Raw genomic sequence first — 15074 nt, 5'->3', positions numbered from 1 at the left:
AGAAAGTCTATGTCCAATAAACCCACATTTAACCACAGTGCGTTTCCCATTTTATTACTCGCACCGCAACTGCTCATTACGTTTGTTTTCTTTATTTGGCCAGCAGCACAAGCGGTCTGGCAGTCGATGCTACTTGAAGATCCTTTTGGACTCAGTACCGAGTTCGTCGGTGCTGACAATTTTATCGCGCTCATTGGTGATACAAGCTATTACAGTAGCTTTTTCACTACGCTGTTTTTTAGTTTTTCAGTCGCCGCTATTGCTCTTCTCTCGGCATTAGTGCTCGCGGTGATGGCCGATCGTGTGATCAAAGGCGCGACGGGCTATAAAACCTTATTGGTTTGGCCTTATGCGGTTGCTCCCGCTGTCGCTGGGGTGCTCTGGCTATTTATGTTCAACCCCACCGTGGGTGTACTGGCCCATGCGCTTGAAGCCATTGGGCTCGATTGGAATCCCTTTATTCATTCTGGGGATGCCATGACCATGGTCATTATTGCCGCCACCTGGAAGCAGATCAGCTATAACTTTTTGTTCTTTCTTGCAGGGTTACAGTCGATCCCACGATCATTGATTGAAGCGGCCGCGATTGACGGGGCTGGACCGGGGAAACGGTTTGTGACCATTATTTTTCCGCTGCTGTCACCCACGTCATTCTTTCTCTTGGTTGTTAACTTGGTATACGCCTTCTTCGAGACGTTCGGCGTTATTCACGCTATGACCCAAGGCGGGCCAGGTCAATCGACAACCACGCTGGTTTATAAAGTTTACGCCGATGGCTTTGTTGGGCTCGATATGGGCTCATCCGCGGCCCAGTCGGTGGTGCTGATGATCTTGGTCGGTGCATTAACCGTGATTCAGTTTAAATATGTTGAAAAGAAGGTGGCCTACTAATGGTTGAACGTCGCCCTTGGCTTACTGTGTTCTCGCATCTGGTGTTGATTCTGGGTGTGGCCTCTGTTGCGTTGCCCGTGTGGCTTGCGCTCACCGCCGCCACTCATGATAGCAGCGCGTTTGTGAGTGGTGTTACCCCATTATGGTTTGGTGACAAAGGCCTATCTGTGTTTACAGAGGTACTCACCGAAGGGACATCGCGTGAGTTAAATATCACCGTAGCAGGCATGTTATGGAATTCATTTTTAATGGCGATGGGCATATCCATCGGCAAACTGGCTATTTCAATTTTGTCGGCCTATGCGGTGGTCTATTTCCGTTTTCCTGGCCGCATGCTGGCATTTTGGATCATTTTTATGACCTTAATGCTTCCCGTTGAAGTACGTATTATGCCGACATTCCAGGTCATTGCCGACCTCAATATGTTGAATTCCATGTCGGGCCTTACAATTCCACTGATCGCCAGCGCCACCGCGACCTTTTTATTCCGGCAGTTCTTTATGACCGTGCCGGGGGAAATGCTGGAAGCCGCCCGCATGGACGGTGCAGGTCCGTTTAAATTTTTTAAAGATATTTTATTGCCCTTATCGCGCACCAATATTGCCGCGCTGTTTGTGATCACCTTTATCTATGGGTGGAACCAGTATTTATGGCCCATTCTGATCACCACGGATGACGAGTATTACACCATCGTGATGAGTATTCAGCGCATGTTGTCTGTTGGCGACGGTGAAGTGGAATGGAACCGCGTCATGGCAACCACATTAATGGCAATGCTACCGCCTGTATTGGTGGTTTTGGGCATGCAAAAACTATTTGTTAAAGGCTTAGTGGAGACGGAGAAGTAAATGGCAACGGTAACCCTCGATCAACTTCAAAAAACCTATCCGAATGGGTTCAAAGCTATTCATGGTGTCGACTTGGCCGTACAAGATGGCGAGATGATTGTCTTGGTCGGCCCAAGTGGCTGTGGTAAATCCACATTACTGCGCATGATTGCGGGCCTGGAGGCCATCTCGGATGGCGACTTAATTATCGACAACAAGCGAGTGAATGATCTGGAGCCGGGTGAGCGTGATATCGCGATGGTGTTTCAAAATTATGCGCTTTACCCGCACATGAGTGTATTTAATAACATGGCTTACGGATTGAGAAATCGCGGAACCCCAAAAGCGGAGATTGAAACATTGGTCAACGAAGTCGCGACCATGTTGGAGCTTGATCACTTGCTAGATAGACGCCCCAATCAACTGTCTGGTGGCCAACGTCAGCGCGTGGCAATGGGCCGTGCAATTGTTCGTCGTCCCAAGGTGTTCTTGTTTGATGAACCCTTATCCAACCTGGATGCTAAGCTACGTGTTCAGATGCGTTTGGAAATAAAAAGCCTGCAACGAAAACTCAAGACGACAGCGGTCTATGTCACCCACGATCAGGTTGAGGCGATGACGCTTGCCGACCGGTTAGTGGTGTTAAATGGCGGCAACGTCGAGCAAATTGGTACACCGCTGGAAGTCTATGATGCACCTGCCAGCCTCTTTGTTGCCACCTTTATTGGCTCTCCGGCGATGAACATCGTCGACGGACAAATCCACAACCACACCCTATCCATCGGTCATCACGCACTGGCTTATTGCCAGGGCACAACCGCATCATCGGTATGTGTTGGGCTACGGCCTGAACATTTAAAAATCGTCCCTAACGACCAGGCGCAATTTACGCTATCGGTGACCTTAACGGAGGCGTTAGGGGCCGATTTGTTGGTCTATGGTCACATCGCGGACACGGATAGTCTGATCACCTTGCGCTTAGAAGGCCATAGTAAAGTGATAGAGGGCGATCAACTACCGTTAGCGATTGACCCGCACAATTTGCATGTCTTTGCGGCTGAAAGCGGTAAACGGCTGACGCTTGATGTGAAAGCGCTTAGCGATGAGCGGGTTGTGGCGATTTAATCTTTAGGAGCATACTTTAGGAGCATAGCGTCATGCCAATTCAGTGTTTGCCTTTGTCATCGATACATCAACACGCCGAACGCTGGCGCGATGTTCAGTGGCTGTTTACCGATGTTGATGACACCTTGACGTGGCAAGGGGCACTTCCGTGGCAAACACTGAAGGCATTAACCGAGTTGCGTGACGCGGGGATCCGTGTAGTACCCGTGACAGGGGCCTGTGCAGGTTGGTGTGATCACATCATTAACGCTTGGCCTGTCGATGCGGTCATCGGTGAAAATGGTGGCGTGGTGATGTGGCATGAAGATGGCCGACGACAGACAAAAATCAGCTACACCGCCCAGCAAGCACAACCCGGGCTGCGCGATTGGATTGATCACTTACTCGAGCAGTATCCAAATCGTACCCTCAGCGCCGATCAAGCCTACCGCCACTGTGAAGTGGCCATTGATATTGGTCAGCATACCCAACGTGCGCCACAATCCGAAGTCGATGCATTGCTTGAGGCACTCCACGCATATGGTGCCAAAGCAACGGCTAGCTCTATTCATATTAACGCATGGTTGGGTACCCATAATAAACAACAAGCGACGCTGGATTGGCTTTTTCGTTACGGTGTCACAGAAAAGGCCGCTCCTCAACAGGTTGCCTTTATTGGTGACTCACGCAACGATAACGACATGTTTGCCTACTTTCCGCTCAGTGTTGGGGTCGCCAATATTGCCCCCCACCTTGCTGCACTCGATACCCCACCCACCTGGATCACAGAGGCACCAGGTGGGCTGGGCTTCGCTGAATTTGCATCCTGCTGGTTATCATTAGTGCGCTAAGCCGATCTTTTTTACTTTCGTCACTGAGAGCAACGACTAACTGAGGGCAGCTTCACAGCTTTTCTGCTACAGGGCTTTTTATATCAATGTGTTATTTAACTTTGTCGGTAGGTCGTTCTACAATGTGGGCGTTTTATCATAATAATGATGCCCAAACCTCACTGTTTGCGCACCTCGCATGGTTAGTGCGTATAATTATTAAGCGCAAACACGATAACGATTAGGAAAATGCTATGAAACGCTATGCCCTTGCACTGGTCGCAGCCTTGTTGCCGATGATGTCACACGCGGCACCGGTAGAAAACGCAGACTGTTATTCAGCCAAATATCATGACTACGTTGATGCATCAATTAACTGGTATCAAGCATTAGTGGAGATGACCGTTGAAAAAGACGCCTCTTTGGATGAGGTAGCCGACTGGTTTTTACGCGGCCGCACCAACCACTTTAATCTGAACGCACAAGCTTTTGACTATTATTTAAATAATGACAGCGCCAAGCTCAATCTCGATGCGCCGGTTGAATCATGGCTAATGCTCTCGCAAGAAGATGTTAAAACCCTGTCGCAAAGCTCACTGCCGCCGTCGTCACTGGCGAAAGACGTGTTTGCTTTTCGTCAAGGAGAGTCAATGGAAGGTAACTATGCGTTACGTAGTGCCCTCGCCGACCTTCTTAGCCACCCTAAAGAAATCGACAAACCATTGAACCAATATAACGATCAGATGGTAAGCATTAACGATCGTCAATGTCAGTAAGTCTGCATCAATCAACAATGAGCCGGCAGTTGTCGGCTCTGACCGTCATCATATTCGTTGCTTATGCGGCTTTTGCTGTCATCAAACGATAAAAAAGCCTGATTGCCGCGCATTTTTTTGCTATGTTGTGGCCATTTTTCAGCAAGTGATCGTGTGCATAGCCTTTGTTTGATCAGGGTTTTCACCGTTTGAACAGCTAAGCAGATAAAAGAAGAACGTCATGGCCATACATAATAAAGCCGCGGACGCGACGCCCGAAACCTTACACCGAATTTTCACTGTCCCCGAAGCGCCAGACTCAACGCTCAGTCAAATTGAGCAAGAAATCTCGCAGAATCTTAATCGATTTTTACAAAATCACATTACGGCTACCGAGCGTTCGCTGGCAGATATCGAAAGTGATTTTAGTAATCCCACAATTCCTGAAGATCCTGCTTTCGTGTCGGATCACACGCAGTTTTTACTCGATAAATTGGTCGCCCAGTCCGTTCACACCGCCTCGCCGCGATTTATTGGCCACATGACCTCTGCCCTGCCGTATTTTTTAATGCCGTTATCAAAAATCATGATTGGCCTTAACCAGAATACGGTCAAGATCGAAACCTCGAAAGCGTTTACTCCGCTCGAGCGCCAAGTGCTTGGCATGCTGCATAATCTGATTTATCAGCAAGATGATGCCTTTTATCAAAGCTGGATGCACAGCGCCAACCACTCGCTGGGCGCATTCTGCTCGGGGGGAACAGTCGCCAACATTACCGCGCTATGGGTGGCGAGAAATAACGTCCTTAAGCCTGATGGTGAATTTCCTGGCATTAACAAAGCAGGCTTGTTTGGTGCAATGCGTCACTATGGTTATCGCGATTTGGCCATTTTAGTGTCTGAACGGGGCCACTATTCATTGGGAAAAGCCGCCGATGTGCTAGGAATTGGCCGCGACCAATTGATCTCCGTGCCCGCAGATAACCAAAATCGCATTTGCATAGATGCACTCGAAGACACTATTACGCAACTGAATCGCGATAATATCAAACCGGTGGCCATCGTGGGTGTCGCTGGCACGACAGAAACCGGCAGTATCGATCCACTCAATGCGTTAGCTGATATTGCTGAGCGAGAAGGCATTCATTTTCACGTGGATGCCGCCTGGGGTGGTGCCACGTTAATGTCGAATAACCAGCGCCATAAGCTGGCCGGTATTGAGCGTGCTGATTCGGTGACCATTGATGCCCATAAACAGCTGTATGTCCCTATGGGCGCCGGTATGGTGCTGTTTAAAGATCCTTCCGTGGTCGCATCCATCGAGCACCACGCCGAGTATATTCTCCGTAAAGGGGCAAAAGACCTCGGAAGTCATACGCTTGAAGGCTCTCGCAGCGGTATGGCGATGTTGGTATTTGCCTGTATGAATATTATTTCTCGCCGTGGCTATGAGCTGTTGATTGATCAAAGTATCGATAAAGCAGCTGCGTTTGCCAAGATGATTAGCCAACACCCGGATTTTGAGCTGATCTCAGAGCCAGAGCTTTGTTTATTGACCTATCGGTTTGTTCCCGCTCGTGTGCAAGCGGCCCTTGCGGTGGCTAATGAAGAGCAAGTCGATTTGATTCATAACTTGCTCAATGATCTGACTAAATTTGTGCAAAAACGCCAGCGTGAATCAGGTCAAACGTTCGTCTCACGGACGCGTCTCACGCCAGAGCAGTGGCAGCGGCGGACGACCACAGTGTTTAGGGTGGTACTTGCGAACCCGCTTACCACACAAGAGATTCTGCACGAAGTGTTAGTTGAACAAGCTGCGATTGCGCAAGAAAGTGAGTTCGCTTATCCGCGACTGATCACCTTGGCAGACAGTATTCTAAAGAGCTAGCCAAACATTGCGGCGTGCGCAGGCAGTCACATTCAGTGGCTGCCTAATTAGTTGAGCGGTCCTGTTTTGGGGATATTGGTTGACTGCAAACAGTGCGTCTGGCTTAGCGCCGTCTCACGCTGATGCTCAATGTCTAGCTGGGCTTGTTGCCATTGTATTTGCACCTGTGGCGCTGTCATTGCGCGCCCTGGCTCTGAAAATAAAAAGCGTTGCAAGGTATGATCAAATTCAGCAGTGTTTTCTTGCTCGCTATACGCGATCCCCATTAATTCGAACGCACGCGCTTTTTCTCGCGCGGTTCCAATCACTGTGTATCGCTGCGCGGTATCCAGCGTATTATCATAGCGACAATGAATCAGATCTTGCTCGGCTCCCCGTAATGCTTCGTTTAAGCCAATGGTACTGTAATTGCGCCACAGATCCGACATATTAGGTAACGAGCACCCAACCAGTAAGACCGACAAACACACGGCAGCGATTATTTTTATCATCTCTGATCCCTATACGATGACGCTATGGATTGGACATGCGGTTTATCTTTCTATTAACGGCCACGTCGTTGATGACTTGAACGTCAGTCACGTTGACCGATCACTACTTCACCTGATTGCTCAAACATCGCAACCTCTTTGCGACGACGACCAATCAAGATGGGTTTGTCATCATAGAATAGAAAGTTTTTCCAATATTGCTTGAACACACCCCAGCGAGTTTCGACGATATTATGTTTGTCGTAACAAAAGTAGACCGTAATATTGTCTTCCCAAGGAAAATTGGACACAAAGTCTTCAGGCAGATCATCATCGTTGTCCCACGCATGTTGCCAGACCAGCCGTTGAGTCCAAACGTTTTGATGGGTGGGCCAATCTTGCTTACCAAAATGATCCGGTGTCGGGCTATCTTTACTGATAAATTCTTGCCACAACTGCGCCGCACGCGTCTCTGTCATGGGTTTAATCTCAGCAAGATCTTGCTCTGGGATAGGGAGAGATTGATGGGTGAAAATCCACTTTCTTTTGTAGTCAGATAATGGGATGTAATTCATGCTGCTCGTGGTTATCGGCTTGGTAATGGCGTTCACTTTACCATAATTGCAGCGAGGTTGTTACCAAGCCCAATACCGATAATAAAGAGAAAACGGCAATGCGAAACACATTGCCGTCTCACCCTTCATCAACTCGATTAGCCGTTAATGACGAGCTCATCGGTAGTTTTAATGTCATTGTCTTCGCCGATTTTACGGTGGCCCTGATCAAGGTGCACCATATCAACAAAGTCGTCACTGCCAACCTGAAACGCTTGGCCAAATCCTTTCACATACAGGCCGTTTTCTGGCGCCAGACGGAAGAGGCGAAAGTCTTCTAACCCACTCAAATTATCGATAATATCGCCAAACCGCGCTTTCAATGCATCAATGCCAACTTGCCAAGTCGCGGTGTTACGTTCCACCATTTCAGCTCGTGCATCAAAACTAAGACGTTGACGAGCAAAAATCTGTTTCGCGCTCCCTTCATCTTCGATCATCATCAATGACAAGTTTGGGTTTTCTTGCAGGTTGCGTGCGTGACGGGCAATTTCACTGATCAGGATATAAAAGCCATCTTCACGCTGAGCAAAGGGGGCATAACTGACATTGGGTTTGCCTTTTGTATCCAATGTTGCAAGCTGTAATGTCCGGCAGTTTGCACGAAATTCTTTAATTTCAGGGCCAAGGCGGTTTTGTAGCCGTTGTTGTTTAGTCGCTTGATCCATAGTTATTGCTCCGATTCTGTTTGTTGTGAGGTCGCTAACTGCGTTTTTAGTTGGTTAAAGGCATCAATCTGATTGTCGAGAAGCTGACGTTTTTCATCACGCCCGAGATAGATCTTAAAAATCGAATCGCCTTGTTCGGTAAAAAAGCCGATGTAATGGGTTGTCTTGCCGCGAAAGGGTTTGCTGACAAAAGCAATGCCCGCCATGCGTTCTAATTTTAAGTGGCCATGCATCTCACCGGGCTTACCCATTAAGTTGTAATAGCCGTAAGCGATTTTTCCTTTGGGGAACGGCGCTTTTACTTCAAAGATCGAGCCGCCGGAATGCACAATCGCCGTCACAGGCCCGTCCCATCCGGCCACCTGCATGAGCACGGTTTCAGCATGTTGCCCATCGACCCAAGTTTGATAATTTGCGGGCATGGCGCGTACCACTTCCCCCTCACTCACACCTAGCGTTGCTGCCATATCGGCAGGCAGCATCGAGGCATTCTCGGTCAGTAGCGCACTGACCTGCTCCGTTAACGTAGTGGTTGTCATTGATCACTCCCAGCCTATTTTTATTGTGATAGGTTCTATCAGTGTGGGCAGGCGTTCACCTGCCCTTTGTACGAGTCGTTAAAGTTGGTAACGAGCTAAAATTGGTAACGAACATTAAATTTGATATCGCGCCCTGGTGAAGCCACTTGCGCCCAAGCTTGGGTATATTGCTCGTCGGTTAAGTTATCGATCGCTAAATCAAACTTCACGCCATCCCAAGCGCCATTGGGACTGTAGCTTGCATACACATCCCACAGGGTGTAGCCGTCGTAAGTGTTGGCATCGTTAGTGTCGTTTTGATCGGCATAATGAGAGACTCGACCGCCGACACTCACTGGTAACGTCGCCAGCGCATAGTCGGTTTCTGCGACAAACTTGTGAGCTGGGATGTTATCGAGATAGCTACCATCATTCTTATTCTTGCCTTCGGTTTGGCTGTAGCTTAGATTATTGGTAAAGCCACCGAGTTGGTGATGTAGGCTTAGTTCGATGCCTTCCAGTTTGGCATCTTTAACGTTTTCACGCGTTGTAGTGCCGCCCATGAAGTCAACGTTCATATCAATAAAATCGTCAACATCGTTGCGGAACAGGCGCGCATCAACATAAGCATTGTCGAAATAGCTCGTCGGTGTAAATTGGTACGTGATGGCTAATTCTTTATTGGCACTGTGCTCAGGTTTCAAGTCCGGATTCGGTATAAATCGATTGATCAACTTTGTAGGCCCCATAGGAACCACAAAGTGAGTACCACTGGCATACATTTCTTCTAAGCTCGGTGCACGAAAAGCTTCGCGATAGCTGGCAGTCAATGCTAGCTGTTCGGTTGCGTTCCATGTCAATGCCGTCGATGGGGACCACGCATGATCGCGGCTCTCACTATCCAGTGATGTCGGCCGATTATCTTCACCTTTGTATGAGTCAAATCGAACACCCGCTTGCCAACGAATCTGATCGAATACAGGAATATTTATTTGACCAAACGCCCCTATACTTTCTGCATTTGCATCTTGTCCTGCCGGACGCTCTCCAGGTGCACTACTGTCATCACGTTTCGTTTCATAACTATCGCGATATAAATCCAGACCTGTAATTAAATCGATATTTTTTATGTTGGACGTATTCGTGATAGAGAAGCCTATGGTTTGGGTCTCATTATTGTCACGTTCTTGCGATGCAACACGGTGCTCTTTCATCTCAGTATTATTGAAATACAACTGAGAGTTAATATCGACCCAATGACTGGCGGGACTATAATCGTAGGCAACGGAAAGGCTCTGGTCCCTTGTTTCCCGGTATACTAACGGATAAGAACCTGACGGCTCTTTGACTGAGGGATTTGATGGAGACATATCATCAAGTTCGCCTTGACGAGCAGTGAACGTCCATTGGTGATCTAAAGATGGTGTGTAACGGACTTTAGCAAAACCACCTTTTTCTCTATCCGCTGAATAAGACAAGGTTTTGCCGTTGCCTAGTTGGTTATCATCACTATCGTGATAGTAGCTTTGTACCAGCCAATCAACCGTCTCTGTGCGTCCAAACACCGCGCCGCTGGTGCGTGAGGCATTATTGTTGCTGTGGAATCCTTGTTTAAGGTAACCACCTACGGCCTGATCACCGGAAAGAAAATCGCTGGCTGATTTGGTGTTTTGGGCAAACACGCCTCCCAAAGCACCGGAGCCCCAAAGAGTGCTCGATGGGCCACGGACCACCTCTACCGAGCGGAGTAACTCAGGATCAATAAATAGACTGGAGCGGTGACCAACAGAAAAATTCTGACGCGCACCATCAACAAGCTGCACCACGCGGCCGTTTTCGCTGCTTAATCCACGAATAGTCACAGACTGAGCGGCATCGCGCCCGCCACCAAGCACAGAGACATTGGGTAGGTGCCGAATTAAATCCGTGACGTTACTTCCTTGCCTTGTCTCAATCTCTTCTTGTGACACCGTGCTGACGGCAACAGCGCGATTCGCTTTTTGCGCGTCCATACGACTGGCATACACAGACACCGTTTCTGTTTGGTTGCCATTTTGTTGCCCGCCATCGGCGGCCATGACGGGTGAAGTGAGGCTTAATGTGCCAAGCGCAAATCCGATAGCGAGGTTTAGGTGGCTCGGACGTGGTATCAAAATATCCTTTTTCAATGTCATTTCAGTGCTCTCTGGTTCAACTACAAATGAGAATCATCATTATTTTTGCAAGATTGTATTGATCGAGAACAGCAATGTAAACGATAATTGATATTAATTAGTTATGTAACTAATGATTACAAATGTGCAGTGAACGATAAATCACTGTCAATGACACCGCATTACCTTTGACCAATAAGCCACTGATAAAGCGAAAATAAGGATTTAACATGGCCACCGCCGCAGTAAGAGTGATAGCTCTGTTCAGTACCCTCATATCTCTATCGATTCATGCCTCGCCACGCATCGTCAGTGCGGGCGCCAGTGTGACTGACTTGCTCGTTGAACTTGGCGCGCAATCACAAATTGTTGGTATTGATGCCACCAGCCAATTACAAGAGAAAGACATGCCGAGCGTGGGCTATCATCGCCAGCTCGCGGCGGAAGGTGTACTTTCGCTATCCCCCGATCTTTTAATTGGTTCAGAAGAAATGGGCCCAGCACCGGTGTTATCAACACTCCGTGATGCCGGGGTCAAGGTGGTGACGTTATCGAGTACCCCGACGGTCGCTGCCCTCAAGCAACGTATTCATACCTTGGCGGAGTTAACGGCGACACAAGCGAATGCCGAACCATTGATCAACGCCATGGATGACCAATTAGCCAAGCTAGAAACCCGAGCGTCAGCATCAAACACATCCACGCTCAACGGTCTTTTTCTCTTGGTTCACCAGGGACGACCTGCCAGTGTCGCCGGCGCTGATACCACTCCAAATACCTTGATTGAATTGCTCGGTGCCACGAACCCTGCGGCTGAATCCGTCACCAGCTATAAGCCACTTTCACCCGAGGCGCTGCTTGGCTTTAATCCTGACTTTATTTTGGTCATGCAACGCTCACTCGATCAGCTTGGTGGTATGCAAGGGCTGGCAAACGCCGTCCCGTTGCTATCAAGCACACGAGCGTATAAAAACAATCGCATCATCGCTGTGGATGGCCGTGTATTAGTGGGTGGATTAAGTCTGAATACTCTTGATGAGGCCCTGCGCATTCAAACCCATTTAACCGGAAACCAATAGTAATGCACGCTTACTTTCGTGAAACGCATCAGCGGCTCTTCCCTGTGTTGATCACTGTTTTGTTCATCGTCACTGTGATGTCGATAGCCGTGGGACAGTGGCAACTTGGGTGGCTCGTCAGTTTACAAAGCTTGAGCCCTTGGCAAAGTGATGTCGCACCGCATATCTTGACCATCGTGCAACAGGTCCGCTTACCACGCACCTTATTGTGTTTGTTCGTTGGCGCACTTCTGGCAGTATCTGGCGCATTAATGCAAGGGCTATTTCGCAATCCGCTTGCGGATCCGGGGATCATTGGAGTCTCTGGAGGGGCGTCTTTAGGCGGCGCGTTGGGATTGTTGCTGTTATCCTGGGGCAGCCTTAACGTCGGTTTTACCCTCTCGGTGCCGCTATTTGCCTTTTTGGGTGCGCTGGTCGCCACCTTGTTTGTTTATCGTATTGGCACAACATCGATGGGAACATCGGTTACCGTGATGTTGTTAGCCGGTATTGCCATTAGTGCCTTGTCGGGTGCGGCGCTCGGGTTAATCAATTACGTTGCTGATAACCAAACATTGCGTGATATCGCCTTGTGGTCAATGGGATCGCTCACTGGCGCATCGTGGGGACTCATCGCGTTAACGGGCGTTGCATCCGTTACCCTCACGCTTTTTGCCTATCGCTGCGCTCCGCATATCAACGCCTTATTACTTGGCGAAAACGAAGCTGCGTATCTTGGCATCAATGTTCATCGCCTAAAGCGCTTATTGATCATTGCAACAGCCGCTGGAATGGGCGTGTCGGTCAGTGCCGCAGGATTAATTGGCTTTATTGGCTTGGTTGTACCGCATATTGGCCGTCTATTGGCTGGGCCAGATCATCGCACCCTGATCCCTTTATCGGCGATATTGGGCGCCCTTTTATTGACGCTTGCTGATATTATCGCACGAATCATTGTTGCGCCGGCAGAGCTGCCAGTGGGGATCATCACCGCACTTATGGGGGCACCCTTCTTTTTATGGCTTTTGATCCAACAACGACAAGCAGTGGTGCATTAATGTCTGATATTGCCCTCAATGTTCGTGATTTAAGTTACTCGCTTAACGGACGCCAACTGCTTAATCGCATCAATGTTTCCTTTGCTGCAGGCCAATTACATGTGTTGCTCGGGCCAAATGGCGCGGGAAAAAGCACCTTACTCAAACAAGTGATGAGTGACAGTCATCCATCAGGCCAGGTTGATTTTTGGGCCATGCCTAAAGCCGCATGGCATGGTGAGCGCTTTGCTAAACAGGTCGCCTTTCTTCCCCAAAGTAGTGGCTTAACCTTTGCGTTTACGGTCAAAGAAGTGGTTCAAATGGGGGCGACACCGTTACAAGCGAATCAGGCGCAAATTGCCGCCCTCGCCGATGAGCAGTTACAGCAGTGGGATATCACCCACCTTGCTAACCGGCCTTATCCTATATTGTCAGGCGGTGAAAAACAGCGAGTCCATATGGCACGCATTGCTTTGCAGTTAATCCAAACCGATCCAACGCGGGCCATCATGCTACTTGATGAGCCTACATCGGCGCTCGATATTACCCATCAGCATTACACGCTACAACGCTGTCGATCGCTTGCCGATCAAGGGATGACAGTGGTCTTGGTGCTGCATGACCTCAATCTTGCCAGTCGCTACGCGGATCGCCTGTATTTTCTCAAACAAGGAGAGATGATATTAACGGGTACCCCATGGCAATGTTTTGAGAGTGAACAGGTCGCAAAGATTTATCAGTATCCGCTTAAGGTCATTGAGCACCCAGAGCATGCCTGCCCATTGATCGTGACCTAGTGCCTGAGTTATTGCTATCAAGGTGGGATCTTGCCAGCGTCGCCATGAGACTTTTGCATTGATAACCGCCTAGCTGGGTCACAAAACCGTCTGTTGATGATCGTTCGCTCATCAGACCAATTGCGACTAGGCGGCAACCTAAGTAAACTGAGACCGCAACCGATTAGCTATGAGAATGGATGAAATCGGATTCGTTACCTTCGCAACCGTCTGATGGGCCGGGATTGTGAAAGACAGCGCCGCTGCGTATCAGCGGCGTTTTTCTGTAAGGTCGCGAGTAACGATCCCAAGGCTTCACAATATAGAAGAATTAAGATGGCAACGATTAAAGATGTCGCGCGTCTCGCGGGTGTTTCAACCACCACGGTCTCACACGTTATCAATAAGACCCGCTTTGTCGCCGAAAAGACAACAGAAAAGGTTTGGCAAGCCGTTGAAGACCTGAACTATGCACCGAGTGCTGTGGCTCGTAGTTTAAAATGTAATACGACACGTACGCTCGGAATGCTGGTCACTAAATCGACCAACCCATTTTTTGCCGAGCTCGTGCACGGTGTAGAAGACTATTGCTACGAGCAAGGCTACACGCTAGTTTTGTGTAATACCGAAGGCAACCTTGAAAAGCAGCGCGACTATTTGCGTATGCTGTCAGAAAAGCGTGTCGACGGTTTAATTGTGGTGTGCTCGGATCTCAATGAAGATCTCATGCTACTGCTAGAGAAAAAGCGTGACCTACCCATGGTCGTCATGGATTGGGGCAGTCACCACATTGATACCGATCGGATTGAAGATAACGCGGAACTAGGCGGCTATCTGGCAACCAAACATTTTATTGACAACGGGCATACCCAAATTGGTTGTATCTCTGGGCAAATGGATAAGAACACCTGTAAGCAACGGCTTGCAGGATTTTATCGGGCCCTGAAAGAAGCTGATATCCCCGTAAATCAAGACTGGATCATTGAAGCGGACTTTGAAGCGAATCAAGCAAAAGTCGCCGCTCAGCAGTTTATTGCCATGGAAAACCGTCCTACGGGAGTTTTTTGTTTTAATGATATCATGGCGTTAGCGGCGATCAGCACCTTCAACCAGGCGGGTATTCAGGTGCCAGATGATATCTCTGTCATCGGTTATGACAATATTGATCTGACTGAATATTACTCACCACCGTTGACGACTGTCCATCAACCTAAACGACAACTGGGCAAGACTGCGGTTAAACYTTTACTCAGCCGGATTAATGATAACGATACGCAGCAGCAAGTGTTTGAAATGGATTTATCATTAATCAGTCGAGACTCTGTAAAAAACCTAACCTAATGGTTTATCGCGTTTTTTTATGTAAAGCCACGCCCCTATGACGGTCGTGGCTTTTTTGATTTCCTATGGATAAGAGCTTTTACTTTAAATTATCAGTTACATACTTATTGAACCAATATCACATTTTGTACGCGTAGAGAGGGC

The 15074-nt window shown here is 48.6% G+C and carries 15 protein-coding genes; 10 read left to right on the top strand and 5 right to left on the bottom strand.

The genetic code is table 11. The features are described from left to right. Positions 1 to 9 precede the first annotated feature (9 nt). The 6 genes from ugpA to panP all read left to right on the top strand — a co-directional run bounded on the left by ugpA (position 10) and on the right by panP (position 6295). Positions 10 to 891, top strand: a complete 882-nt coding sequence (gene ugpA, locus BZG80_RS07405; protein ID WP_077646739.1) for a sn-glycerol-3-phosphate ABC transporter permease UgpA — start codon at positions 10 to 12, stop codon at positions 889 to 891. After that, positions 891 to 1739, top strand: coding sequence for a sn-glycerol-3-phosphate ABC transporter permease UgpE (ugpE, locus tag BZG80_RS07400; RefSeq protein WP_077670077.1), 849 nt, complete (start codon positions 891 to 893; stop codon positions 1737 to 1739). The genes ugpA and ugpE overlap by 1 nt, the downstream gene beginning before the upstream one ends. Continuing rightward, a complete protein-coding gene (locus tag BZG80_RS07395) occupies positions 1740 to 2843 on the top strand; it encodes a sn-glycerol-3-phosphate import ATP-binding protein UgpC (protein ID WP_077679068.1) in 1104 nt (367 codons plus the stop codon). 32 nt (positions 2844 to 2875) lie between these two features. Further along, positions 2876 to 3673, top strand: a complete 798-nt coding sequence (locus tag BZG80_RS07390) for an HAD family hydrolase (protein ID WP_077679067.1) — start codon at positions 2876 to 2878, stop codon at positions 3671 to 3673. A gap of 233 nt (positions 3674 to 3906) precedes the next feature. After that, a complete protein-coding gene (locus BZG80_RS07385; protein ID WP_021023736.1) occupies positions 3907 to 4428 on the top strand; it encodes a hypothetical protein in 522 nt (173 codons plus the stop codon). A gap of 220 nt (positions 4429 to 4648) precedes the next feature. Next, positions 4649 to 6295, top strand: coding sequence for a pyridoxal-dependent aspartate 1-decarboxylase PanP (panP, locus tag BZG80_RS07380; RefSeq protein ID WP_077661015.1), 1647 nt, complete (start codon positions 4649 to 4651; stop codon positions 6293 to 6295). 47 nt (positions 6296 to 6342) lie between these two features. Here panP and BZG80_RS07375 read toward each other — a convergent pair whose 3' ends face one another. The 5 genes from BZG80_RS07375 to BZG80_RS07355 all read right to left on the bottom strand — a co-directional run bounded on the left by BZG80_RS07375 (position 6343) and on the right by BZG80_RS07355 (position 10739). Further along, positions 6343 to 6786, bottom strand: coding sequence for a hypothetical protein (locus BZG80_RS07375; RefSeq protein WP_077679066.1), 444 nt, complete (start codon positions 6784 to 6786; stop codon positions 6343 to 6345). A gap of 83 nt (positions 6787 to 6869) precedes the next feature. After that, entirely contained in the window at positions 6870 to 7340 is a 471-nt protein-coding gene (locus tag BZG80_RS07370) for a DUF2947 domain-containing protein (RefSeq protein ID WP_077461145.1), read from the bottom strand. Positions 7341 to 7477: 137 nt separating this feature from the next. Then, positions 7478 to 8047, bottom strand: a complete 570-nt coding sequence (gene hutZ, locus BZG80_RS07365) for a heme utilization protein HutZ (protein WP_077461144.1) — start codon at positions 8045 to 8047, stop codon at positions 7478 to 7480. A gap of 2 nt (positions 8048 to 8049) precedes the next feature. After that, positions 8050 to 8586 (bottom strand): heme utilization cystosolic carrier protein HutX, encoded by a 537-nt coding sequence (hutX, locus tag BZG80_RS07360; protein WP_077661013.1) that lies wholly within the window; start codon positions 8584 to 8586, stop codon positions 8050 to 8052. A 95-nt stretch (positions 8587 to 8681) separates the two neighbouring features. Beyond that, positions 8682 to 10739, bottom strand: coding sequence for a TonB-dependent hemoglobin/transferrin/lactoferrin family receptor (locus BZG80_RS07355; RefSeq protein ID WP_077670081.1), 2058 nt, complete (start codon positions 10737 to 10739; stop codon positions 8682 to 8684). Positions 10740 to 10948: 209 nt separating this feature from the next. Here BZG80_RS07355 and BZG80_RS07350 point away from each other — a divergent pair, with 209 nt between their 5' ends. From BZG80_RS07350 to BZG80_RS07335, 4 genes are all read left to right on the top strand, one after another. Then, entirely contained in the window at positions 10949 to 11797 is an 849-nt protein-coding gene (locus BZG80_RS07350) for a heme/hemin ABC transporter substrate-binding protein (RefSeq protein WP_077461141.1), read from the top strand. Between the two features lie 2 nt (positions 11798 to 11799). After that, positions 11800 to 12834: a FecCD family ABC transporter permease gene (locus tag BZG80_RS07345; protein ID WP_077670083.1), complete on the top strand. Its 1035-nt coding sequence runs from the start codon at positions 11800 to 11802 to the stop codon at positions 12832 to 12834. Continuing rightward, the gene (locus BZG80_RS07340; RefSeq protein WP_158011534.1) at positions 12834 to 13610 is read left to right on the top strand and encodes a heme ABC transporter ATP-binding protein; all 777 of its coding nucleotides are present in this window, start codon (positions 12834 to 12836) and stop codon (positions 13608 to 13610) included. The genes BZG80_RS07345 and BZG80_RS07340 overlap by 1 nt, the downstream gene beginning before the upstream one ends. A 315-nt stretch (positions 13611 to 13925) precedes the next feature. Beyond that, on the top strand, positions 13926 to 14930 hold the full coding sequence (locus BZG80_RS07335) for a substrate-binding domain-containing protein (protein ID WP_077679064.1): 1005 nt from the start codon (positions 13926 to 13928) through the stop codon (positions 14928 to 14930). Positions 14931 to 15074 lie beyond the last annotated feature (144 nt).

It is taken from the genome of Salinivibrio sp. MA440, from assembly GCF_001996265.1.
Taxonomy (GTDB): Bacteria; Pseudomonadota; Gammaproteobacteria; order Enterobacterales; family Vibrionaceae; genus Salinivibrio; species Salinivibrio costicola.
The sequence above is the reverse complement of the archived record's forward strand: the minus strand, read 5'-3'. Positions and strand labels throughout refer to the sequence as shown.

What these genes read in the sequence shown, in the direction of transcription:
- BZG80_RS07355 (WP_077670081.1), bottom strand. Translation starts at nt 10,739, where the DNA reads ATGACATTGAAAAAGGATATTTTGATACCACGTCCGAGCCACCTAAAC.
- hutX (WP_077661013.1), bottom strand. Translation starts at nt 8,586, where the DNA reads ATGACAACCACTACGTTAACGGAGCAGGTCAGTGCGCTACTGACCGAG.
- ugpE (WP_077670077.1), top strand. Translation starts at nt 891, where the DNA reads ATGGTTGAACGTCGCCCTTGGCTTACTGTGTTCTCGCATCTGGTGTTG.
- BZG80_RS07345 (WP_077670083.1), top strand. Translation starts at nt 11,800, where the DNA reads ATGCACGCTTACTTTCGTGAAACGCATCAGCGGCTCTTCCCTGTGTTG.
- BZG80_RS07395 (WP_077679068.1), top strand. Translation starts at nt 1,740, where the DNA reads ATGGCAACGGTAACCCTCGATCAACTTCAAAAAACCTATCCGAATGGG.
- hutZ (WP_077461144.1), bottom strand. Translation starts at nt 8,047, where the DNA reads ATGGATCAAGCGACTAAACAACAACGGCTACAAAACCGCCTTGGCCCT.
- ugpA (WP_077646739.1), top strand. Translation starts at nt 10, where the DNA reads ATGTCCAATAAACCCACATTTAACCACAGTGCGTTTCCCATTTTATTA.
- BZG80_RS07350 (WP_077461141.1), top strand. Translation starts at nt 10,949, where the DNA reads ATGGCCACCGCCGCAGTAAGAGTGATAGCTCTGTTCAGTACCCTCATA.
- BZG80_RS07375 (WP_077679066.1), bottom strand. Translation starts at nt 6,786, where the DNA reads ATGATAAAAATAATCGCTGCCGTGTGTTTGTCGGTCTTACTGGTTGGG.
- BZG80_RS07385 (WP_021023736.1), top strand. Translation starts at nt 3,907, where the DNA reads ATGAAACGCTATGCCCTTGCACTGGTCGCAGCCTTGTTGCCGATGATG.
- panP (WP_077661015.1), top strand. Translation starts at nt 4,649, where the DNA reads ATGGCCATACATAATAAAGCCGCGGACGCGACGCCCGAAACCTTACAC.
- BZG80_RS07340 (WP_158011534.1), top strand. Translation starts at nt 12,834, where the DNA reads ATGTCTGATATTGCCCTCAATGTTCGTGATTTAAGTTACTCGCTTAAC.
- BZG80_RS07390 (WP_077679067.1), top strand. Translation starts at nt 2,876, where the DNA reads ATGCCAATTCAGTGTTTGCCTTTGTCATCGATACATCAACACGCCGAA.
- BZG80_RS07370 (WP_077461145.1), bottom strand. Translation starts at nt 7,340, where the DNA reads ATGAATTACATCCCATTATCTGACTACAAAAGAAAGTGGATTTTCACC.